The organism is Pseudoduganella sp. OTU4001, assembly GCF_038440195.1.
Lineage (GTDB): Bacteria > Pseudomonadota > Gammaproteobacteria > Burkholderiales > Burkholderiaceae_D > Rugamonas.
The window spans coordinates 41,646-63,088 of the sequence record NZ_JASATG010000017.1 but is presented as its reverse complement, the minus strand read 5'-3'; the positions used below and the strand labels follow the sequence as shown (position 1 = coordinate 63,088).

Annotated in this window: 27 protein-coding genes; 3 read left to right on the top strand and 24 right to left on the bottom strand. The window is 61.5% G+C overall.

Translation table 11 applies throughout. From position 1 onward, the window contains the following. Positions 1-11: 11 nt before the first annotated feature. Positions 12-1,940 (top strand): DUF885 domain-containing protein, encoded by a 1,929-nt coding sequence (locus AAHE99_RS16485; RefSeq protein ID WP_342118444.1) that lies wholly within the window; start codon positions 12-14, stop codon positions 1,938-1,940. A 71-nt stretch (positions 1,941-2,011) separates the two neighbouring features. Continuing rightward, entirely contained in the window at positions 2,012-2,359 is a 348-nt protein-coding gene (locus tag AAHE99_RS16480; RefSeq protein ID WP_342118443.1) for a hypothetical protein, read from the top strand. Here AAHE99_RS16480 and tatC read toward each other — a convergent pair. The 24 genes from tatC to AAHE99_RS16360 form a co-directional block, all read right to left on the bottom strand. Further along, positions 2,356-3,114, bottom strand: a complete 759-nt coding sequence (gene tatC, locus AAHE99_RS16475) for a twin-arginine translocase subunit TatC (protein ID WP_342118442.1) — start codon at positions 3,112-3,114, stop codon at positions 2,356-2,358. The two genes, AAHE99_RS16480 and tatC, sit on opposite strands and share 4 nt — an antisense overlap. Continuing rightward, entirely contained in the window at positions 3,115-3,609 is a 495-nt protein-coding gene (tatB, locus tag AAHE99_RS16470) for a Sec-independent protein translocase protein TatB (protein WP_342118441.1), read from the bottom strand. It abuts the gene before it with no gap. A 6-nt stretch (positions 3,610-3,615) separates the two neighbouring features. Then, the gene (gene tatA / locus AAHE99_RS16465; protein WP_342118440.1) at positions 3,616-3,840 is read right to left on the bottom strand and encodes a Sec-independent protein translocase subunit TatA; all 225 of its coding nucleotides are present in this window, start codon (positions 3,838-3,840) and stop codon (positions 3,616-3,618) included. A gap of 73 nt (positions 3,841-3,913) precedes the next feature. Next, positions 3,914-4,288, bottom strand: coding sequence for a histidine triad nucleotide-binding protein (locus AAHE99_RS16460; RefSeq protein WP_342118439.1), 375 nt, complete (start codon positions 4,286-4,288; stop codon positions 3,914-3,916). A gap of 2 nt (positions 4,289-4,290) precedes the next feature. Further along, a complete protein-coding gene (locus AAHE99_RS16455; RefSeq protein ID WP_342118438.1) occupies positions 4,291-4,620 on the bottom strand; it encodes a phosphoribosyl-ATP diphosphatase in 330 nt (109 codons plus the stop codon). Then, positions 4,617-5,042, bottom strand: coding sequence for a phosphoribosyl-AMP cyclohydrolase (gene hisI / locus AAHE99_RS16450; protein ID WP_342118437.1), 426 nt, complete (start codon positions 5,040-5,042; stop codon positions 4,617-4,619). Before hisI ends, AAHE99_RS16455 begins: the two co-directional genes overlap by 4 nt. 17 nt (positions 5,043-5,059) lie before the next feature. Beyond that, positions 5,060-5,821, bottom strand: a complete 762-nt coding sequence (gene hisF / locus AAHE99_RS16445) for an imidazole glycerol phosphate synthase subunit HisF (RefSeq protein WP_342118436.1) — start codon at positions 5,819-5,821, stop codon at positions 5,060-5,062. Between the two features lie 5 nt (positions 5,822-5,826). Further along, positions 5,827-6,591 (bottom strand): 1-(5-phosphoribosyl)-5-[(5-phosphoribosylamino)methylideneamino]imidazole-4-carboxamide isomerase, encoded by a 765-nt coding sequence (gene hisA, locus AAHE99_RS16440; protein ID WP_342118435.1) that lies wholly within the window; start codon positions 6,589-6,591, stop codon positions 5,827-5,829. Positions 6,592-6,607: 16 nt separating this feature from the next. Next, on the bottom strand, positions 6,608-7,249 hold the full coding sequence (gene hisH / locus AAHE99_RS16435; RefSeq protein ID WP_342118434.1) for an imidazole glycerol phosphate synthase subunit HisH: 642 nt from the start codon (positions 7,247-7,249) through the stop codon (positions 6,608-6,610). A gap of 21 nt (positions 7,250-7,270) precedes the next feature. Further along, positions 7,271-7,861: an imidazoleglycerol-phosphate dehydratase HisB gene (gene hisB, locus AAHE99_RS16430; protein WP_342118433.1), complete on the bottom strand. Its 591-nt coding sequence runs from the start codon at positions 7,859-7,861 to the stop codon at positions 7,271-7,273. A 20-nt stretch (positions 7,862-7,881) separates the two neighbouring features. Further along, positions 7,882-8,988 (bottom strand): histidinol-phosphate transaminase, encoded by a 1,107-nt coding sequence (hisC, locus tag AAHE99_RS16425; protein WP_446728934.1) that lies wholly within the window; start codon positions 8,986-8,988, stop codon positions 7,882-7,884. Further along, a complete protein-coding gene (locus tag AAHE99_RS16420) occupies positions 8,988-9,809 on the bottom strand; it encodes a DNA-methyltransferase (RefSeq protein ID WP_342118432.1) in 822 nt (273 codons plus the stop codon). Before AAHE99_RS16420 ends, hisC begins: the two co-directional genes overlap by 1 nt. After that, positions 9,806-11,104, bottom strand: coding sequence for a histidinol dehydrogenase (gene hisD, locus AAHE99_RS16415; RefSeq protein WP_342118431.1), 1,299 nt, complete (start codon positions 11,102-11,104; stop codon positions 9,806-9,808). The genes AAHE99_RS16420 and hisD overlap by 4 nt, the downstream gene beginning before the upstream one ends. Then, the gene (gene hisG / locus AAHE99_RS16410) at positions 11,101-11,757 is read right to left on the bottom strand and encodes an ATP phosphoribosyltransferase (RefSeq protein WP_342118430.1); all 657 of its coding nucleotides are present in this window, start codon (positions 11,755-11,757) and stop codon (positions 11,101-11,103) included. The genes hisD and hisG overlap by 4 nt, the downstream gene beginning before the upstream one ends. Before the next feature lie 6 nt (positions 11,758-11,763). Beyond that, positions 11,764-13,014 (bottom strand): UDP-N-acetylglucosamine 1-carboxyvinyltransferase, encoded by a 1,251-nt coding sequence (gene murA / locus AAHE99_RS16405; RefSeq protein WP_342118429.1) that lies wholly within the window; start codon positions 13,012-13,014, stop codon positions 11,764-11,766. Between the two features lie 5 nt (positions 13,015-13,019). Beyond that, on the bottom strand, positions 13,020-13,256 hold the full coding sequence (locus tag AAHE99_RS16400; protein WP_055938984.1) for a BolA family protein: 237 nt from the start codon (positions 13,254-13,256) through the stop codon (positions 13,020-13,022). Between the two features lie 18 nt (positions 13,257-13,274). Continuing rightward, positions 13,275-14,036 (bottom strand): ABC transporter permease, encoded by a 762-nt coding sequence (locus AAHE99_RS16395; protein WP_342118428.1) that lies wholly within the window; start codon positions 14,034-14,036, stop codon positions 13,275-13,277. Beyond that, on the bottom strand, positions 14,033-14,938 hold the full coding sequence (locus AAHE99_RS16390; protein WP_342118427.1) for an ABC transporter ATP-binding protein: 906 nt from the start codon (positions 14,936-14,938) through the stop codon (positions 14,033-14,035). The genes AAHE99_RS16395 and AAHE99_RS16390 overlap by 4 nt, the downstream gene beginning before the upstream one ends. 146 nt (positions 14,939-15,084) lie before the next feature. Beyond that, complete coding sequence (locus AAHE99_RS16385; RefSeq protein ID WP_342118426.1) at positions 15,085-15,381, bottom strand: STAS domain-containing protein; 297 nt, start codon at positions 15,379-15,381, stop codon at positions 15,085-15,087. After that, positions 15,381-16,028: an MlaC/ttg2D family ABC transporter substrate-binding protein gene (locus tag AAHE99_RS16380; protein ID WP_342118425.1), complete on the bottom strand. Its 648-nt coding sequence runs from the start codon at positions 16,026-16,028 to the stop codon at positions 15,381-15,383. Before AAHE99_RS16380 ends, AAHE99_RS16385 begins: the two co-directional genes overlap by 1 nt. A gap of 31 nt (positions 16,029-16,059) precedes the next feature. Continuing rightward, entirely contained in the window at positions 16,060-16,839 is a 780-nt protein-coding gene (locus AAHE99_RS16375) for an MlaA family lipoprotein (protein ID WP_342118424.1), read from the bottom strand. Beyond that, positions 16,836-17,309, bottom strand: a complete 474-nt coding sequence (gene mlaD / locus AAHE99_RS16370) for an outer membrane lipid asymmetry maintenance protein MlaD (protein WP_342118423.1) — start codon at positions 17,307-17,309, stop codon at positions 16,836-16,838. Before mlaD ends, AAHE99_RS16375 begins: the two co-directional genes overlap by 4 nt. Before the next feature lie 14 nt (positions 17,310-17,323). Next, entirely contained in the window at positions 17,324-18,106 is a 783-nt protein-coding gene (gene mlaE / locus AAHE99_RS16365; RefSeq protein ID WP_161024049.1) for a lipid asymmetry maintenance ABC transporter permease subunit MlaE, read from the bottom strand. Next, positions 18,103-18,906 carry an ABC transporter ATP-binding protein gene (locus AAHE99_RS16360; protein ID WP_342118422.1) on the bottom strand — a complete coding sequence of 268 codons (804 nt, stop codon included), beginning with the start codon at positions 18,904-18,906 and terminating at the stop codon, positions 18,103-18,105. The genes mlaE and AAHE99_RS16360 overlap by 4 nt, the downstream gene beginning before the upstream one ends. A 219-nt stretch (positions 18,907-19,125) precedes the next feature. Here AAHE99_RS16360 and AAHE99_RS16355 point away from each other — a divergent pair, with 219 nt between their 5' ends. Continuing rightward, entirely contained in the window at positions 19,126-21,441 is a 2,316-nt protein-coding gene (locus AAHE99_RS16355) for a TonB-dependent receptor (RefSeq protein WP_342118421.1), read from the top strand. Positions 21,442-21,443: the final 2 nt, after the last annotated feature.

The window sequence follows — 21,443 nt, the reverse complement described above, 5'->3', positions numbered from 1 at the left end:
AGAGGTTGAATATGATGAAGACCAAGATCGCACTCGCTGCGATGATGCTGAGCCTGGCCCTGTCGCCGGTTGATGCAGCGACCAAATCAAAGAAATCCGGCGCGCCGGCCAAGACTTCGGTCGCCAAGAAGTCCAGCAGTAAGAGCAAATCGGGCAGCAAATCTTCCAAGTCGTCCAAATCTGGCAAGAGCAGCAAGAGCAGTGGCAAAGCCGGCAAGTCCAAGGCGGAAAAATCCAAACCAGCCGTGGCAGCCAAGCCGTTGCCGGCCGAACGCCGCCAGGATAAGTCCTTCGACAACCAGGCCAACCAGTTCCTGGGCGCGCTGTGGCGCATCGACCCGGAAACCGCCATCTCGGTCGGCAAGTACGACACTGCCGCCCAACTGACCATCCCAGACCAGGCAACGCGCGACCAGCAGCTCGCCTTCATCGACCAATGGCTGGAGAAGTTCAACAAGATCGATGCCAAACAGCTGTCACCCAAACAGCGCACCGACCTTGGCCTGCTGCAGAACAAGCTGAATTCCGACCGCTGGTACCTGACTACCTTCCGCGAATGGGAATGGAATCCTGCGTCGTACAACATCGCCAGCCCGCTCGACTTCGTGCTGAACACCGAGTACGCGGCCAAGCCGCAGCGCCTGCGCACCCTGCTGCGCCGTATCGGCGGCGTGCCGGCCTATTACGAAGCAGCGCGCAACAACATCAAGAACCCGACACGCGAACACGTGCAGCTGGCCATCGCCCAAGCGCCCGGCGTGCTGGCGGTGCTGTCCGACCTGGACAAGCAAGCGCAGGATTCGATCCTGAACGAAAACGAGAAAACGCTGTTCGCGCAGCGCATCGTCGCGGCCAAGATGGCCGTGGAGGCTTATGCCGCCTGGCTCGGTGAGCTGGAGAAGTCGCAGGCCGTCAGCGGCGCGCGCTCCTTCCGCATCGGCAAGGAGCTGTACGAAGCCAAGTTCGGCTTCGATATCCAGGCTGGCAGCAACGCCGGACAGACTTACCAGAAAGCGCTGGCAACGCGCGAGCAGCTGCTGTCGAACATGGACCGCATTGCCGACGATCTGTGGCCGAAGTACCTGGCCGACAAATCCAAACCATCCGATCGTTTCGCCAAGATCGGCATGATGATCGACAAGCTGTCGTCCAGGCATGTGGCGCGCGAAGAGTTCTTCCCCGAGATCCGCCGCCAGATCCCTGTGCTGCAGGACTGGGTGGTGAAGAACGACTTGCTGACGCTGGACCAGAACAAGCCGCTGGTGGTGCGTGAAACGCCGGCCTACCAGCGCGGCGTGGCCGGCGCCAGCATCGAAGCGCCCGGCCCATACCGCCCGCAGGACCGCACCTACTACAACGTGACGCCGCTGGATGACGCCACGCCGGAGCAGGCCGAGTCCACCCTGCGCGAGTACAACCACTGGATCCTGCAGATCCTGAATATGCATGAAGCGATCCCGGGCCACTATGCGCAGCTGGTGTACGCCAACAAGTCGCCGTCGATTGTGAAATCGATCTTCGGCAATGGCGCGATGGTGGAGGGCTGGGCAGTCTACAGCGAACGCATGATGCTGGAATCAGGCTACGGCAATAACGAGCCTGAGATGTGGCTGATGTACTCGAAGTGGAACCTGCGCAGCGTGACCAACACCATCCTTGATTACAGCGTGCACGTGCTGGGGATGACAGAGCAGCAGGCCATCGACCTGTTGACGCGCCAGGCCTTCCAGACCGCCGCCGAAGCAAAAGAGAAATGGCGCCGCGCCACGCTGACGTCGGTGCAGCTTACCAGCTACTTCTCAGGCTACTCGGAAATTATGGAACTGCGCGAGCAGCGCCGTGCGGCCCTGGGCAGCAAGTTCTCGCTCAAAGACTTCCACGAAGATTTCCTCAGCTACGGCAGCGCACCTGTGCGCGTGATCAAAGAGCTGATGCAGTAAATGCTCTAGGCTGCTTCCATACCCCGCGCGCGGCGCGGGGCGATTCTGCTAACATGAATCAGGGAGTGGCCATGACCATGCCGATCCAGTTTGACACCGCTCAATACATCAAGCGACTAGTTGAGGCTGGCATACTGCACGAGCACGCGGAAGCGCTGGCCGATGCCCTGCTGGTTGCACTGAGCCAGCCCGTCGCAGGCGGATCCGATCTGGCGATCTGGCGTGCTGAAATCCAGGCTATGTTCACGCGCTCTGAGGCCGCAATGAAGGAATGGGTGCGCGCAGAGATCGCGCGTTCCCAGGCTGAAATGAAAGAATGGGTCCGCGCCGAGATCACAGCCAGGCTCAGGCCGATTTACTGGCTGCTGGGCGTTGTGATCGTCCAGCAGACCATCATCATGGCCAAGCTGTTCCTTTAGTCGGCTTTCTCTTCCGGCGCGGTGGTGGCTTTGACGAACATCGGCGACAGGATCACGCCAATTTCAAACAACAGCCACATCGGGATAGCCAGCGCGAACTGGCTGACGATATCCGGCGGGGTCACAATGGCGGCAATCACGAAAGCAGCCACAACCACATAGCCGCGCCACTCCTTCAGCTTGGCGACAGACACCAGGCCCATGCGCACCAGCACCACCACCACCACCGGCACTTCGAAAGCGCAGCCAAAGGCCAGGCACATCGACATGACGAAGTCGAGATAGTTCTCGATATCCGGCATCACCGCGATCGAAGACGGCGACACCTGGTTAATGAAGGCGAACACCTTGCCGAACACCAGGAAGTAGCAGAACGCCACGCCCGTCATGAACAGCCCCGACGACGCAATCACCAGCGGCGCGATCAGGCGTTTCTCATGCGCGTACAGGCCCGGCGCCACGAAAGCCCACATCTGGTACAGCACCCACGGCAGCGACAGGATGAAGCCAAACAGCAGCGTCACCTTCATCGGCACCAGGAACGGCGAAATCACGCTGGTCGCGATCATCTTCGAACCGACCGGCATGGCGGCAATCATCGGCGCCGCGATCAGGTCATAGATCTTGGACGGGCCAAGGCCAAAGCCCAGCAAGGCCGTCATCACCACGATGCCGATGCTGGCCTTGACCAGGCGGTCGCGCAGCTCAACCAGGTGGCTGATAAAAGTTTCTTCGACGGGTTCTTGTTGGGTCATTTAGAAAAACGATGCGGTTTTGCGGCTGCCGGGGCGGTGGCGCTTCATGCGCGCCGCGCCGGAGATGACGTGGGTGCGGACGCCGGCCTGCTGCTTGTACCACAGCGGTACAGCGGAAGAACGCACTACGCGCTTGCGGCGGAAATCCCTGGCCTTGCGCGCCACGTCATCGGTGGACGGGGTGTGGAAGTCCAGCGCGGCGGAAGGGTCGTCGTAATGGAAGGCAGATTCCGCCTCCGACAATTCCTTGCCAATAGTGTTTTCGACGTCGCTCTTGAAGGTGCTGGCGGCTTCCTCGGCCTGCTGGCGCAGGTTCTTCAGCTCTTCCAGCTCCATTTCGCGGCTGACTTCGGATTTGACGTCGTGCAGGTAGCGCTGGGCGCGGCCGTACAGCGTCCCGGCCATGCGCGCCACCTTGGGCAGCTTTTCCGGACCGATGACGACCAGGGCCACAACCCCGATGACGGCGATTTTGGTAAGACCGAGGTCGATCATCTCAGATTACTGCTTGGTCTTTTCCTTGGCGTCGACTTCGATCGTGCCCTTGTCGGCCACCTGTGCTGGCGAAGCGGCCGGCTTGTCTTCTTCCGCGCCCTTCACGCCATCCTTGAAGCCCTTGACGGCTTTGCCCAGGTCGGAACCGATATTGCCCAGTTTCTTGGTGCCGAATACCAGCATCACAACCACCAGGACGATCAGCCAGTGCCAAATGCTCATAGAACCCATTACAAAACCCCTAAAAAAATCATTAGTTTGGACAGTATACGCGAAGCGCGCCTGTCATGTGCTTGTCACAATATCAAGTCCGCATGCCGCGCCATGGACGCGGGCCACCGTACAGGTGCATATGCAGGTGGTACACCTCCTGGCCGCCGTCCGGACCGCTGTTAATCAGGGTCTTGTAGCCGCGCAACGGGGTGCCATCCGCCTCGTAGGCAACAGCAATATTGTGCTGTTCAGCCAGCTGCGGCACCAGCGCCAGCATCTTGCCCAGCAGGGGCGCGTGCTCCGGCTTGCAGTCGGACAGGGTGGACAGGTGCAGCTTGGGGATGATGAGCAGGTGCACCGGGGCGGCTGGGTTGATGTCCTTGAACACCATCACGTCGTCGTCCTCGTGCACCACGGTCGAAGGGATCTGTTTGGCTGCAATCTTGCAGAACAGGCAATTTTCCACGTTTATTCCTTACGAGATGCTTTTTCTTCCAGGCCGGACAGGCCTTCACGGCGCGCCAGCTCATCGAGTACCTGCTGCGGCGTGAGATTGAATTGCGCCAGCAGCACCAGCGAATGGAACCACAGGTCGGCGCATTCGTACAGTACTTTCGATGCATCGCCGCTGGCGCGCGCGTCTTTGGCGGCCATCACGGTCTCGGTGGCTTCTTCGCCGATCTTTTTCAGGATCGCGTCATCGCCCTTGGAAAACAGCTTGGCGACGTAGGAGGACGACGGGTCGCCGCCCTTGCGCGATTCGATGGTGGCCGCAACGCGGTCCAGTACATTGCTCATTTCTTTGCTTCCGCGTAAATCTCTTCGGGGTCTTTCAATACCGGCTCGGTGTTCTGCCAGTCGCCGTTCTCGAACTTGTTGAAGAAGCAGGAGTGGCGGCCGGTATGGCAGGCGATATCGCCTTCCTGCTCGATCTTCAGCAGCACCACGTCTTCGTCGCAGTCCAGGCGGATTTCCAGCACCTTCTGCACGTGGCCGGACTCTTCGCCCTTATGCCACAGCTTCTTGCGCGAGCGGCTCCAGTAGACGGCCTCGCCCAGCTCCACGGTTTTGTAGAGCGCATCACGGTTCATCCACGCGAACATCAGCACATCGTTGCTGCCGGCTTCCTGGGCGATCACCGGCACCAGGCCGTGCTCGTCCCACTTCACCTTGTTCAGCCATTTGGCTTTGGCGACTTTCGCTGCGATTGCGGTAGCCATTGTGTGTTCCCCGAAGTTTAAGAAAGACGCACGGGAATTCCCTGCGCCGCCATGAAATGCTTGGCTTCCTGCACGGTGTGCTGGCCGTAGTGGAAGATGCTGGCCGCCAGTACCGCATCGGCGTGGCCAAGCTTGATACCGTCGGCCAGATCCTGCAGACCACCCACGCCGCCCGAAGCGATGACCGGGATATTGACGGCGTCGCTCACGGCGCGCGTCAGGCCCAGGTCGAAGCCGGACTTGGTGCCATCGCGGTCCATGCTGGTCAGCAGCAGTTCGCCGGCGCCCAGTTCGGCCATCTTCCTGGCCCATTCGACCGCATCCAGCCCGGTGGCGTTGCGGCCGCCGTGCGTGAATACTTCCCACTTGCCCGGCGCCACATTCTTGGCGTCGATCGCGACCACGATGCATTGGCTGCCGTGCTTCTGCGAGGCTTCGTACACCAGCTGCGGGTTGGTCACGGCCGTGGTGTTCATGCTTACCTTGTCGGCGCCGGCGTTCAGCAGGCGGCGCACATCTTCAACCTTGCGCACGCCGCCACCCACGGTCAGCGGGATAAACACCTGCGATGCCACCGCTTCGATGATGTGCAGGATCAGGTCGCGGTTATCGCTCGACGCAGTAATGTCGAGGAAGGTCAGTTCGTCCGCACCCTGCTCGTCGTAGCGGCGTGCGATTTCCACCGGGTCGCCCGCGTCGCGCAGCTCGGTGAAGTTGACCCCTTTCACGACGCGGCCATCGGTCACGTCAAGGCACGGGATGATGCGTTTAGCAAGCATATTAATTACTCAGACAGTTCGTCGGCGCGCTCCTGGGCCGATGCCAGGTCCAGTGTGCCTTCATAGATGGAGCGGCCGCAGATCACGCCTTCGATACCTTCGTCCTGCACCGCGCACAGGGCCTCCACATCCTTCACGGTGTGCAGGCCGCCGGAGGCGATGATCGGGATGCGCACCGCTTGCGCCAGGCGCACGGTGGCTTCGATATTCACGCCGGCCATCATGCCGTCGCGGCCGATGTCGGTGTAGACGATGGATTCGACGCCGTAGCCTTCGAATTTTTGCGCCAGGTCGATCACTTCATGGCCGGACATCTTGCTCCAGCCGTCGGTGGCCACCTTGCCATCCTTGGCGTCCAGGCCAACGATGATCGAGCCGGGGAAGGCGCCGCAGGCGTCCTGCAGGAAGCCCGGGCTCTTCACGGCCGCGGTGCCGATGATGATATAGCTGATGCCGTCGTCGAGATAGCGCTCGATGGTGTCCAGGTCGCGGATGCCGCCACCCAGCTGCACCGGGATCTCAGGCAGGTCGAATTCTTCGGCGTAGTCTTGCACGGCCTTGACGATGGCCTTGACCGCGCTTTCGTTTTTTGGCTTGCCGGCAAAGGCCCCATTCAGGTCCACCAGGTGCAGGCGGCGCGCGCCTTGCTCCAGCCAATGTCGCGCCATTTTGCCCGGGTCGTCGGAGAAGACGGTGGCATTTTCCATATCACCTTGTTTGAGGCGAACGCAGTGACCATCCTTCAGGTCGATAGCAGGAATGAGCAGCATGATATTGTTCTTGAGGTTAGGGATTCCAGTGGATGAAATTTTTGTAAAGCTGCAGCCCGGTGGCCGCGCTCTTCTCGGGGTGGAACTGTGTGGCAAAAATATTGTCGCGGGCGACAGCGCAGCAGAAAGGCTGGCCGTACACGGTTTCCGCCGCGCTGTGCGCTGCATCGGCAGGCTGCGCGTAGTAACTGTGCACGAAATAGAACCAAGCGTTGTCGGGGATACCTTCCCACATCGCATGCGGCGCACGCTGGCGCACCTGGTTCCACCCCATCTGCGGTACTTTGAAACGCGAACCGTCTTCCTGCAGCATGCCGTCCAGCTGGAAGCGCACCACCTTGCCGGGCAGGAGGCCCAGGCCCGGCGTGTTGCCGCCTTCTTCGCTGACGTCAAACAGCATTTGCTCGCCCACGCAGACGCCCATCATCGGCTTGCTCGCCGCTGCACGCAGCAAGGCGTCGCGCACGCCGGATTCGTTCAGGCTGCGCATGCAGTCGCGCATGGCGCCCTGGCCGGGCAGCACGATGCGCTCGGCCGCATCGATGGCGGCAGGATCGCCGGAAATCAGTACTTCGGCTTCGGGTGCGACCGCGCGCAAAGCCTGCGCCACCGAGCGCAGGTTACCCATGCCGTAATCGACTACTACGATTTTTTTCATGTCAGTCAGCCGTAGTGTCGTTTACAGGCTTCCTTTGGTGGACGGGATGGTCCCGGCGGCACGCGGATCAAGCTCGGTGGCCATGCGCAGCGCGCGGCCGAACGCCTTGAACACGGTTTCGCACTGGTGGTGTGCGTTGGTGCCGCGCAGGTTGTCGATATGCAGCGTCACGCCGGCGTGGTTGACGAAGCCGCGGAAGAATTCCAGCGTCAGGTCTACGTCAAAGGCGCCGATCATCGCGCGCGTGAATGGGATGTGGTACTCGATGCCCGGGCGGCCGGAAAAATCGATGACGACGCGCGACAGCGCTTCATCCAGCGGCACATAGGCGTGACCGTAACGGCGGATGCCCTTTTTGTCGCCAACGGCTTTGGCAAAGGCCATGCCGAGCGTGATGCCCACGTCTTCCACGGTGTGGTGATTGTCGATGTGGGTGTCGCCGGTGGCTTCGATATCCAGGTCGATCAGCCCGTGGCGGGCAATCTGGTCCAGCATATGGTCGAGGAAAGGCACGCCCGTGTTCAGCTTCTGGGCGCCGGTGCCATCGAGGTTGATGGCGACGCGGACCTGGGTCTCGCTGGTGTTGCGAGTAATTTCTGCGGTGCGGTTCATGAAATGCTCTTGGGTTTCGCTTAGGCTGCCAAGGCGGCCTTCAGGCCGTCCAGCATGATTGCGTTTTCCTCGGGCGTACTGACGGTGATGCGCAGACAGTTGGCCAGTACATTGTGCATTCTACCCACATTTTTGATCAATACCTTGCGTTGCAGCAGCGCGGCGTGCGCAGCGTCGGCATTTGGTACACGAATGAGGATAAAGTTGGCCGCCGAGGGGAAAACATTGACACCCGGCAATTTCGCCAGCGCTTCAGACAGCTCGCTGCGCTGTTGGCGCAGCAGGGCAGCCTGTTCGTTCAGCACCTCGAGGTGGTCGAGGCAGAATTCAGCGGCGGCCTGGGTCAGGACATTGACGTTGTAGGGTGGGCGGATCTTGTCGAATTGCTCCAGCAGGGCTGGCGCGCACGACATATAGCCAAGGCGGATACCCGCCAGGCCAAGTTTCGACAGCGTGCGCATGACGATCAAATTCGGGAATTCGGGCAGGCGGCCCATGAAGCTTTGTTGCGCAAATGGCTCATAGGCTTCATCGACCACGCACAGGCCCTGGTCGCCCAGCGCGGCGATGACCTGCTCGATGTCGCTGGCGGCAAACAGGTTGCCGGTCGGGTTGTTCGGGTAGGCCAGGAACACCAGCGCGGGCTTGTACTGCGCGATGGCGGCCAGCATGGCGGACAGGTCGAGCGTCAGGTCGGCCTTCAGCGGCACGCCGACGAAGTCCATGCCGGCCACCATGGCCGAACGCTGGAACATGACGAAGCTCGGTGCGGGCGCCATCATCACGGCGCGCTTGCCTTCCGCCGGCTGCAGCGCGCAAGCCTGGGCCATGATGGCGATCAGCTCGTCGGAGCCATTGCCGAGCATGACGTCATAGCCTTGCGGCACGCCCAGCTTGGCGCGGATGCGCTGCTTGATGGTTTCGTAGCTGGCGACCGGGTAGCGGTTCAGCGCCACGCTGGCGATACGGTTGGCCAGGTCATGATGCAGGTGGCTCGGCAGCACATATGGGTTCTCCATCGCATCCAGCTTCACAAATCCGCTGGCATCCGGCACATGGTAGATGTGGTCGGAACGCACATCTGAGCGGATCGTGTTGGCGATAAGGCTGTCGAGGGACATCTGCATTACTCCTGTGTCAAAGTCTCACGTGGACTGCGCGTCTTGCGCGCGGGTGATCGTTCGGGCGGAGGCGCTTCCAGCGCCGCCAGCCGCTTCCTGGCTATGTCGCAATACTCCGGGTTCAACTCAAAGCCGACGAAATTCCGGCCGCAGCGACGCGCGGCGACAGCGGTGGTGCCGCTGCCCATGAACAGGTCCATCACCACGCCATCGGGCGGGCAGCTGGCCTTGACCATGCGTTCGATGATTTCCAGAGGCTTCTGCGTGGGGTGATCGACCCGCTCCGCGTGTTCCCGATGCAAGCGCGATACGCTCCACAGGTCTTTCGGGTTGTACCCAACTTCCAGCCACTTGGCGCCGACAAAGATCGAACGCGTACGGGCTTTCTTGGTTTCGGCGTCGTACGGGATACGCACGGCGTCGAGATCGAAGTAGTAATCCTTGCGGCGCACGAAAAAACCGATGGTGTCGTGCACCGAACTGAAACTGCGGGTACTGCCGCCCATCGAAGGCACGCGGCGGTCCCAGATAATTTCGTTCATCATCGTCATGCGCTTTTTCAGCATGACGAAAATCTCCGGCGAAAAGCGCCAGGTCAGGAAGATGTACAGGCTGCCGTTCGGCTTCAGCTTCGGCAGCGCCGCATCAATCCACGCCTCGGTCCAGGCCAGATAGTCGTCCACCGACTGCTGGTCCGATGCGTTGCCGTAATCCTTGCCCAGGTTGTAGGGCGGATCGGTCAGGATCAGGTCGACGGAACCGTCCGGCACGCGGGCCAGCCCGGCCAGCGCGTCTTCACAATAGACCTGGTTCTTCCAGTCGGTCATTTCAGGCGCAGCTCCGCGCTGCGGGCGTGGGCTTGCAGGCCTTCGCCGTAGGCCAGTTCGGCCGCCACCTTGCCCAGCGTTTGCGCGCCGGCTTCGCTGACCTGGATCACCGAGGAGCGCTTCTGAAAGTCGTACACGCCCAGCGGCGACGAGAAACGCGCGGTGCGCGAGGTCGGCAGCACGTGGTTCGGGCCGCAGCAATAGTCGCCCAGCGACTCGGACGAGAAGCGGCCCAGGAACATGGCGCCGGCGTGGCGGATCTGGTCGGCCCACTGCTGCGGGTTCTCAGCCGAAATTTCCAGGTGCTCGGCGGCGATGCTGTTAGCGATGGCGCAGGCTTCCGCCATATCGCGCACTTTCACCAGCGCGCCGCGGTCGCGCAGCGAGGTTTCGATGACGGCCTTGCGCGGCATGGTCGGCAGCAGCTTGGCGATGCTGGCTTCGACCTTGGCGATGTACTCCGCGTCAGGGCACAGCAGGATGGCTTGCGCCAGTTCGTCGTGCTCGGCTTGCGAGAACAGGTCCATCGCGACCCAGTCAGGCTCGGTGGTGCCGTCGCAGATCACCAGAATTTCGGACGGGCCGGCGATCATGTCGATGCCGACGGTGCCGAACACGCGGCGCTTGGCCGATGCCACATAGGCATTTCCCGGGCCGACGATCTTGTCGACCGGCTGGATGGTTTCGGTGCCGTGCGCCAGCGCGGCCACGGCTTGCGCGCCGCCGATGCCGATCACACGGGTCACGCCGGCAATCGCGGCGGCGGCCAGCACCATCTGGTTCTTCACGCCGTCCGGGGTTGGCACCACCATGATGATTTCTTCGACACCCGCGACCTTCGCTGGCACGGCGTTCATCAGCACGGACGATGGGTAGGCAGCCTTGCCGCCCGGGACGTAGATGCCGACGCGGTCCAGCGGCGTAATGCGCTGGCCGAGGATGGTGCCGTCCGCTTCGGTGTAGGTGAAACCTTGCAGCTCCTGCTTCTGGCGCTCATGGAAGGCGCGGATGCGGTCGGCGGCGGTTTGCAGCGCGGCGCGTTGCGCGGCCGGCAGGCTTGCCAGTGCGGCATCCAGCTCGGGCTGGCCGATGTCGAAATCGGCCATGCTGGCGGCGTTCATGCGGTCGAAGCGGTTGGTGTAATCCAGCACGGCTTCGTCGCCGCGTGCGCGCACGTCGGCGATGATTTTCGCGACGGCGCTTTCAATGGCGTCGTCGGTTTCAGCTTCAAAGGCCAGGAGTGCGTCGAGGGTTTCCTGGAAATCGTCTTGGGTGGAGTCGAGTTTGCGGATCATGACTGGGCGGCCTTCGCGGCGGAGGCGCGTTCAAATGCTTCGATAATCGGTTGCAGGCGGGCGCGCTTGAGTTTCAGCGCGGCCTGGTTGACCACCAGGCGGGACGAGATATCCATGATCTCTTCCACTTCCACCAGGTTGTTGGCGCGCAGGGTGCTGCCGGTCGACACCACGTCGACAATCGCATCGGACAGGCCGACCAGCGGCGCCAGCTCCATCGAGCCATACAGCTTGATCAGGTCAACGTGCACGCCTTTCTTGGCGAAGTGTTCGCGCGCAATCGAGGTGAACTTGGTGGCCACGCGCAGGCGCGCGCCCTGGCGCACCGCAGTCTCATAGTCGAAGCCCGCACGCGCCGCGACCGACATGCGGCACTTGGCGATATGCAGGTCCACCGGCTGGTACAGGCCTTCGCCGCCGTGCTCCAGCAAGACATCCTTACCCGCCACGCCGAAATCCGCCGCGCCATGCTGCACATAGGTCGGCACGTCGGATGCGCGTACGATCAGTACGCGAATGCCAGGGTCCGAGGTAGGCAGGATCAGCTTGCGGGAGGTCTCCGGATTTTCGGTGACGGTGATGCCGGCTGCTTCCAGCAGCGGCAAGGTGTCTTCGAAGATCCGGCCTTTCGACAGGGCGAGGATAAGGTCCATAAAAGTTTATTTAATGCGTGTGATATTGGCGCCAACGGCGGACAGCTTCACTTCCATACGGTCATAGCCGCGGTCCAGGTGGTAGATACGGTCCACCAGGGTTTCGCCTTTGGCCGCCAGGCCCGCGATCACCAGCGAGGCCGATGCGCGCAGGTCGGTTGCCATCACTGGCGCGCCGATCAGCTGCTCGACGCCGTCGATGTAGGCGGTGTTGCCGTCGATGGAAATCTTCGAACCCAGACGGTTCATTTCCTGCACGTGCATGAAGCGGTTTTCGAAGATGGTTTCGGTGACCTTGCTGCTGCCGCTGGCGATCAGGTTGACCGCCATGAACTGCGCCTGCATATCGGTCGGGAAGCCCGGGTATTCGGTGGTGCGGAAAGAAACCGGCTTTGGACGCTGGTCCATCTTGGCGCGGATCCAGTTGTCGCCCACGGTCAGCTCCACGCCCATCTCGCGCAGCTTGTCCAGCGCCACGTCGAAGATGTCGGTGCGGGTATTGCGGATGGTGATGTCGCCGCCGGCTGCCGCCACTGCGCACAGGAAGGTCGCCGCTTCGATACGGTCGGAGATCACATCGTGCTTGGCGCCGTGCAGCGCAGGCACGCCCTGGATCACCAGGCGGTCGGTGCCGATGCCTTCGATCTTGGCGCCCATGGCCACCAGCATATTGGCCAGGTCGGTCACTTCCGGCTCGCGCGCGGCGTTTTCCAGGATGGTTTCGCCTTCCGCCAGGGTGGCGGCCATCAGCAGGTTCTCGGTGCCGGTCACGGTGATCATGTCGGTCACGATGCGGGCGCCCTTCAGCTTCTTGCACTTGGCGTAGATGTAGCCGCCGTCGATGGTGATCTCGGCGCCCATCGCACGCAGGCCTTTGATGTGCTGGTCCACAGGACGCGAACCGATCGCGCAGCCGCCCGGCAGGGAGACCTTGGCTTCGCCGAAGCGCGCCAGCAGCGGGCCCAGTACCAGGATCGACGCGCGCATGGTCTTCACCAGCTCATACGGCGCTTCGCACTTGTCGATCTTCGAGCCGTTCAGCGTGACCTTCTCGCCGTCCTGCTCCACTGCCAGGCCGGTCTGGCGCAGCAGCTTGAGCATGGTGGCCACGTCGTGCAGCAGCGGCACATTGGTCAGTTCCAGGTCGCCCGCGGTCAGCAGGCCCGCGCACAGGATAGGCAGGGCGGCGTTCTTGGCGCCGGAAATCTTGATGTCGCCGACCAGGCGCTTGCCACCGGTGATGAGCAGTTTGTCCATGTCTTTTATCCTTGGAATTCTTCTGGGGTCAGGGTTTTCATCGACAGCGCGTGGATCTCTTCGCGCATGCGGTCGCCCAGCGCGGCATACACCAGCTGGTGGCGCTGGATCAGGCGCTTGCCGGCGAAGGCAGGCGACACGATCACGGCCTGGAAGTGCTGGCCGTCGCCTTCCACTTGCAGGTGGGTGCATTCGAGGCCGGCAGCGATATAGCTGTGGATTGCTTCTGGAGTAGTGGTCACTTTGGATTCCTCAATAAATCAGTGGCGCAGGCGGTAGCCGCTGCGCAGAAGTCGGATGGCGAGCAGCGCCAGCACCACCAGGAAGGCGGAGACGATGGCGAGGCTGGCCCATGGGTTCACGTCGGACTGCCCGAAGAAGCCGTAGCGGAAGCCGTCGATCATGTAGAAGAACGGGTTCGCATGCGATACGGCCAGCCAGAATGGCGGCAGCGATTTGATCGAATAGAACACGCCGGCCAGGAAGGTCAGCGGCACGATCAGGAAATTCTGGAAGGCGGCCAGCTGGTCGAACTTCTCGGCCCAGATGCCGGCGATCAGGCCCATGGTGCCGAGGATCGCGGCACCCAGCAAGGCGAACACCAGGATCCACAGCGGCGCGGTGAAGCTCAGGTGCGCGAACCAGGCGGTAATCGCGAACACGCCGAAGCCCACGGTGATGCCGCGCACGATCGAGGCCAGCACGTAGGCCGAGAAGATCTCCCAGTGCGACAAAGGCGTCAGCAGCACGAACACCAGGTTGCCGGTGATCTTGGACTGGATCAGCGACGAGGACGAATTGGCGAAGGCGTTTTGCAGCACGCTCATCATCACCAGGCCCGGGATCAGGAAGGAGACGTAAGTCACGCCAGGATAGACCTCGACATGGCCCGACAGCACATGGCCAAAGATCAGCAGGTACAGCATGGCGGTCAGGATCGGTGCGGCGATAGTCTGGGTCGCGACCTTGTAGAAGCGCAGGGTCTCTTTGTAGACCAGGGTGCGGAAGCCGGTGGTGATCATACGATGTTCTCGTCCATGATTTGCAGGAAGATGTCTTCGAGGTCAGCCTGTTGCAGCTGCATCTCGTCGATGGCGATGCCGCTCTCGCGCAGGCGCGCCAGGATCTTCTCCACTTCCGAGTACTCGTTGATGCGCAGGCTGTACTTGTTGTCTTCCGGCGGATGGTTCAGCAGCGTTGCCAGGTCTTCCGGCAGTTGATTGTGCGGCAGGTGCAGCACCAGCTGCGAGCCCGAGACGCGGCGGATCAGCTGCGACATGGTGTCCAGCGCGACCACCTTGCCCAGCTTGAGCATGGCGACGCGCTTGCACATGGCTTGCGCTTCTTCCAGGTAGTGCGTGGTCAGCACGATGGTGTGGCCTTCGCGGTTCAGGCGCGAGATGAACTTCCACAGCGTCTGGCGCAGTTCCACGTCCACACCGGCGGTCGGTTCGTCCAGCACGATGACCGGCGGCTTGTGCACCAGCGCCTGCGCCACCAGCACGCGGCGCTTCATGCCGCCGGACAGGGCGCGCATATTGGTGTCGGCCTTGTTGGCCAGGCCCAGTTCTTCCATCACCTCGTCGATCCACTTGTCGTTGTTGGACAGGCCGAAGTAGCCGGACTGCAGGCGCAGCGTTTCGCGCACGGTGAAGAAGGGATCGAACACCAGCTCCTGCGGCACCACGCCGAGCTTCTTGCGCGCTTCGCGGAAGTCGCTCACCACATCGTGGCCGTGGATCTTGACGCTGCCGGCATCGGCGCGGATCAGGCCTGCGATGATGGAGATGAGTGTGGTCTTGCCCGCCCCGTTCGGCCCGAGCAGGCCGAAGAACTCGCCTTCTTCGATTTTCAGGGACACACCGCCAAGCGCCTGCAGCGCCTTGTAGCGCTTCTGGACGTTGCTGATTTCGATTGCTGTCATGCTTACTTGTATAGATAACTGGGACAACGATGACCGTTGCAAAGGCGCGCGCTCATCAGGCGCGGGAGACGGTCAATTATATTGGAAATTTGGTTCGGGCTCGCCGAACCAGGTGAATCTACAGCGGCGGGGGGGTGGGGCGGGGGTCAATGATGATGCAGGTCGGCGGGCGACACGAGCGTGCACACGCCGTAGAGCTTGGTCAAGCTCTTGAGCTGTTCTGGCAGGTTGCGCAGTTCCAGCTTGCTGCCGCTTTGAACGGCAGCGCGCTGCCATGCCAGCATGACTGACACGGCAGCGGAGTCCACGGTTTCCACCTGGCCCAGGTCGAACACGGTCTGGCCGGCGCGCAGCGCAGCCAGGCCCTGCGCCAGCGCCTCCGTGGCGTTGGCCACGGTCAGCGACTGCAGGGACAGTTGGTTGGAAACAGTGGTGTCAGGCATTACTTACCTGCAGTTTTCAGCGGCTTGGAAGCCAGCTTTTGGTTCTTGGCCGCCAGGGTCTTGATCAGGCCGTCGATACCGCCCTTCGAGATTTCCGAAGCGAAGGTGCCCTTGTAGGCTTCCACCAGCCACGCGCCCAGCACGTTGATGTCATAGATCTTCCAGCCGGCATCGGTCTTGGCGACGCGGTAGTTCAGCTGGATTGGCTCGCCACGGGCCTGGTTCACCTGGGAACGCACTTCCACTTCAGTGTCGCCTGGGGAGGAACGCATAGGCTTGAAATCGACGGTCTGGTCTTTCACCTGGGACAGGGCGCCCGAGTAGGTGAAGATCAGCAGGGTGCGGAATTCAGCCGACAGCTGCTTTTGCTGCTCCGGGGTGGCTTCGCGCCAGTAACGGCCGGCGGCCAGCGAAGTCATACGCTGGAAGTCGACGTAAGGCAGGATCTTGGTTTCCACCAGGTCCATCACCTTCTTCTGGTTGCCGGCCTGGATGTCCTTGTCGGACTTGGCGGTTTCCAGCACTTCGGAGCTGATGCGCTTGACCAGCGCGTCAGGAGCTTCGTTCGCTGCAGGGGCTGGTGCGGCCAGCGCGCTGGTAGCAAAAGCTACGGTGGCGACCGCGATCAGTTGTTTGATCAGTTTCATTGTTCGTTACCTATGTTGGTTGTATTCCGGGTCACAGGCTGGTGGTTTTCTCAGCCGGTTCCGGAATTATAGCCTGAGGTGCGACAGGAGCCTCGTCCTCTAGTTCAGCCTTCTTTTCCTTGCCCTTTGGACCGTCTTCGCCATCGTAGACCTGGCTGTTGCGGCGCTGCATCCAGCCATCGCGCACGAATTCGTAGCGGTCGAGGGCGGCGTCTTCCAGCAGGGTGGAGGCGTCCAGCAGCGAGGCGCGCTTGTCTACCACGCGCACTACGGTGCCGACATTGCGGACGTGGTCAGGACGCTTTTGGCGCCATGGGTCGCCGGCAATGTCCACCGGCAGGCCGGCGGTATCACGCACGGTCGATGGGCCCAGTACCGGCAGCACTACATAAGGGCCGGAAGGTACGCCCCACAGGCCAAGGGTTTGGCCGAAATCTTCATTATGTTTTTGCAATCCTGCTTCGGATGCAATATCCAGCACGCCCAGCAGGCCGAAGGTCGAGTTCAGGGCCACGCGCATCACGTCCGACATGCCGTCGCCGACCTTGCCTTGCAGCAGGTTGTTGGCAGCGGTCCAGACATCGGACAGGTTGCCGAAGAAGTTGCTCACGCCAACCTGCACGAAGCTCGGGGTGACGTTCTTGTACACGGTTGCCGCCGGCTTCAGCGCCACTTCGTCAACCTTGTCGTTGAAGGTGAACATGGCGCGGTTATAGCCTTCGAACGGATCGCGCGGATTGTTCGAAGTGGCGCAGCCGCTCAGTGCGGCGGTAACAGCTACTGCGAGGGTCAGTTTGCGGAATGTGCTCATTGGGAGGAGTCCTTTCCTTCTGCTGCCTTGCTATAGATAAACTGGTTGATCAGGTCTTCCAGCACGGTTGCGGACTGGGTACGGGCGATGCGGTCGCCAGCGACCAGGTTCTTCTCGTCGCCACCGGCTTCAATGCCAATGTACTGCTCGCCCAGCAGGCCGGCGGTCAGGATCTTGGCCGAGCTGTCTTTCGGGAACTTGAAGCCTTCTTCCATGTCCAGCGTAACAACCGCTTTATACACCTTATCGTCAAAACCGATCGACGCGACACGGCCAACCACCACGCCGGAAGCCTTCACCGCCGCCTGCGGGCGCAGGGAACCGATGTTGTCGAAGCGGGCGGTCACCTGGTAGGTCTTGCCGAAGGCGATCGAGCCCAGGTTGCCGGCCTTGAGCGCCAGGAACATCAGCGCAGCCGCACCGATAACGATAAACAGTCCGACCCAGATATCCAGAGATTTACGTTGCATGTCTTAATTCCTTATTACTTGCTGAACATCAGCGCCGTCAGCATGAAGTCGAGCCACCAGATCATCAGCGAGGAGATGACCACAGTACGCGTCGTCGCACCGGAAACGTCTTCCGGGGTAGGCTGGGCTTCATAGCCCTGGTACAGCGCGATATAAGTGATGGCGATACCGAACACCACACTCTTCACGAAACCGTTAAATACGTCTTTCCACACGTCCACGCCGCCTTGCATCTGCGACCAGAACGCGCCTTCGTCGACACCGATCAGGCCCACGCCGATCAGGTAGCCGCCCAGAATACCCACCGCGCTGAACATGGCAGTCAGCAGCGGCACAGAAATCACGCCCGCCCAGAAACGCGGCGCCAGTACGCGCTGGATCGGGTTCACAGCCATCATTTCCATGGCCGACAACTGCTCGCCCGCCTTCATCAGACCGATTTCCGCCGTCAGGGAAGTACCGGCACGGCCAGCGAACAGCAGCGCGGTGATCACCGGGCCCAGTTCGCGGGTCAGGCCCAGCGCCACCAGCAAGCCCAGCGACTCGGAAGCGCCATATTTATTCAGCGTGTAGTAGCCCTGCAGGCCCAGCACCATGCCGACGAACAGGCCGGACAGGATGATGATCAGCAGCGAGTAGTTACCGATGACATGCAGTTGCTCAACCAGCAGGCGCGGACGGCGCAGTAAGCCGGGCGAAAGTCCCAGCATAGTAAAGAAAGTCCGTGCGGAAAAGCCGATGCTTTCAACATAGTCGCGTGCGCCACCACCCACGCTCAGCAGGAAACGGCGCATCATGCGCGTACTCCCAGGCCCAGGTCTTCCGCCAGGGTCTTGCCCGGATAGTGGAAGGGCACAGGGCCATCCGCTTCCGCGTGGACGAACTGCTTCACGTAAGGGTCGGTCGAAACCATCATGTCAGCTGGAGTGCCGTGGGCAACAATCTTGCCCTGCGACAGGAAATACACATAGTCAGCAATCTGGAACGACTCCTTGACGTCGTGCGACACCAGGATGGTGGTCGAGCCGAGGGCGTCGTTCAGGTTGCGGATCAGGTTAGCGGTCACGCCCATCGAGATCGGGTCGAGGCCGGCGAACGGCTCGTCGTACATGATCAATTGGGGATCGAGCGCAATCGAACGTGCCAGCGCCACACGGCGCGCCATGCCGCCGGAAATCTCGCCCGGCTTCAGCTTGGCGGCGTTGCGCAGGCCGACGGCGTGCAGCTTCATCAGCACCAGGTCGCGGATCAGTTCTTCCGGCAGGTCGGTATGCTCGCGCAGCGGGAACGCCACGTTTTCGTAAACGGTCAGGTCGGTGAACAGCGCGCCGTGCTGGAACAGCATGCCCATTTTGCGGCGCAGCATATACAGTTCGCGGGTCTTTAACTGGTGAACGATTTGACCGTCCACCGAGATGGTTCCCTTCTGCTGGCGCAGTTGGCCGCCAATCAGGCGCAGGACCGTGGTCTTACCGCTACCGGAACCGCCCATGACCGCCACCACCTTCCCGCGAGGGAAGTCCATATGGAGGCCGGACAGGATGGACCGCTTTCCATAGCTGAAGTGTAAGTCACGGATTTCGACGAGATTTGGCACAGATGTCGCTCTTTATTCTTAAGGCCACATTGTAATTCAGAAACGGTTATCTCTGCTTGGAGCCCCTCAGGCGCCCAGTTGACGGAGATAAAGAGAGCAATAATACAACACTACTAACCGCCGAGTCAGATAGTTACATTTTGAAACTGCTGTTGGCTGCTGCAAGGCAACAATTTCATGATATTTTCATAACTTGAGCTCATATCAAGGAAAAAAGGCATGAAAATTCGTCGGACAGTCCTCGCTTGCTCCCTGGCAGCCATCTCGGCCCAGGCTTTTGCAGATAGCGACAAGATTGACGTTGTCACCGTTACCGCGCAGAAGCGCAAGGAAGACCCGAATAAGGTGGCGATGAGTATTTCCGCCATCAGCGGCAATTCCCTGCTGTCGCAGCAGGTGGATGATTTCACCGACCTGACGCGGGCCGTACCGAATATTTCCTTTACCGCCGCAACCGGCAATGGCGGTGCCGGGCCGGGTACTTCCAATATTGAAATCCGCGGCATCAGCTCCTCGGCCGGCCAGGCGACCGTTGGCATCTATTTAGGCGATGTGTCGCTGACCGTGGGTAACCTGTACACCATGGGCACGGTGGAGCCGAAGTTCTTCGACATCGACCGCGTCGAAGTGCTGCGCGGCCCGCAGGCCACCCTGTATGGCGCCAGCTCGATGGGCGGCACCATCAAGTTCGTGCCGAACGAGCCGGACCTGAAGGACCGCGAAATCTCCGCCTTTGCCGAAGCCGCGTCGAATCGCGGCGGCAGCGCGAGCTTCTCGACCAATGTGGTCGGCAACTTCCCGCTGGTGACGAACGAACTGGCGCTGCGCATCGGCGCCCAGGCCCAGCGCGCGGGCGGCTTCATCGACCAGGTGGATGGCGACGGCAAGGTGCTGGCGGGAGATATCAACAAGATTAACGACCAGGAAGTGCGCGTGGCGCTGAAGTGGGCGCCGATGCGCGACCTGACGGTGACGCCGTCCGTTTACTACCAGCGTGTGGACGCCAAGGATATTGCCGCCTTCAGCCTGGACCGCCCGCCTTACCAGGCGCAGAAGCAGGTGCGCGAGCCTTCCATCGACAAGCTGCTGACGCCCAACCTGGCGGTCAACTGGGACCTGGGCGGCGCCGACCTGACCTCCAGCACCAGCTACTTCCAGCGCAAATTCGACCGCCAGCAGAATGGCTCGGCTTACAACAGCTATTCGCTGTCCACCTTCCTGACGTCCACCGAAGATGGCGGCAAGGCGCCACCGGAACTGATCGAAGCAATCGCCGGCCTGCCCTCGACCGTCTTCCTGAACAACGCCGTGCGCCAGATTTCGCAGGAATTCCGCCTGGCGTCCAAGCCGTATGACGCGGCGCGCTCGCCGTGGACCTGGCTGGGCGGCTTCTACTTCTCCAACCAGCACACCAACCTGAACGAGAACGACCCGATCCATGGCGTGACCGAAACCTTCAAGAAGTTCGGCTTCTCGATCGACGATCCTGAATTGCTGCCGGACGCCTACCCTGGCGCCTTCCCGAACGATAACTCCTTCGCCGGCGAGTTCCACTACCGCGAAAAGCAAAGCTCCATCTTCGGCGAGGTCAATTACTACTTCTCGCCAACGCTGCACGCCACTGTCGGCGCGCGCTACCTGAAGGCCAAGTCCGCGCTCTCGCAGCGCAACGGCAACTACCTTGCCGGGGCCGGCAACAACAGCAGCACCAGCCTGTCCGCGCATGCCTTCACGCCGAAATACGCCGTGACCTGGGAGGCCTCGCCCGACCACACCATCTACAGCTCCATCGCCAAAGGCTTCCGCCTCGGTGGCTCCAACGTCTTCGTGCCGCCCACCACCTGCGGCCCGGACCTGGAAGAGAACGGCCTCACCGAAGGCCCGCCAACCTACGCGCCGGACAGTCTGTGGAGCTATGAAGTCGGCAGCAAATCGCGCTTCATGGGCGGCCGCGTTGCCGTCAACGCCGACGTGTTCTACGTAAAGTGGAAGAACATCCAGCAAGGCGTCTACCTGCCAACCTGCGCCTATACCTACAACGCCAACGCCGGCAACGCCACCAGCAAGGGCTTCGAGTTCGACATCAAAGCCAAGCCGATGGCAGGCCTGACCCTGAGCGCCGCCGGCGGCTATGTGAAAGCCGAACTGTCCAACGACGAAGGCATCGCCAACGGCGTGGTCGGCGCCGTTCGCGGCGCGCAGGTGCAAGGCGTACCGAAGTACAACGGCACCGTGACCGCACAGTACAACTTCTCCACCGCCGGCGGCCGCAGTGCGTTCGTGATGGGCGGCATCCAATGGGTCGGCTCCAGCAAAGGCTCGCTCAATCCGGAGCAGACCGACTACGACCGCCCGGCCTACCACACCGCCAACTTCAGCGCCGGCATCACGCTCGACCGCTACCAGCTGACGGCCTTCATCAAGAACGCCTTTGACGAGGACAAGGTAATCCAGCACCCGCAGGTCGCCTCGATCGTGCAAGGCTACCGCCTGGCGCCGCGCAGCATTGGCATGAGCATCGCCGCCAAGTTCTGATC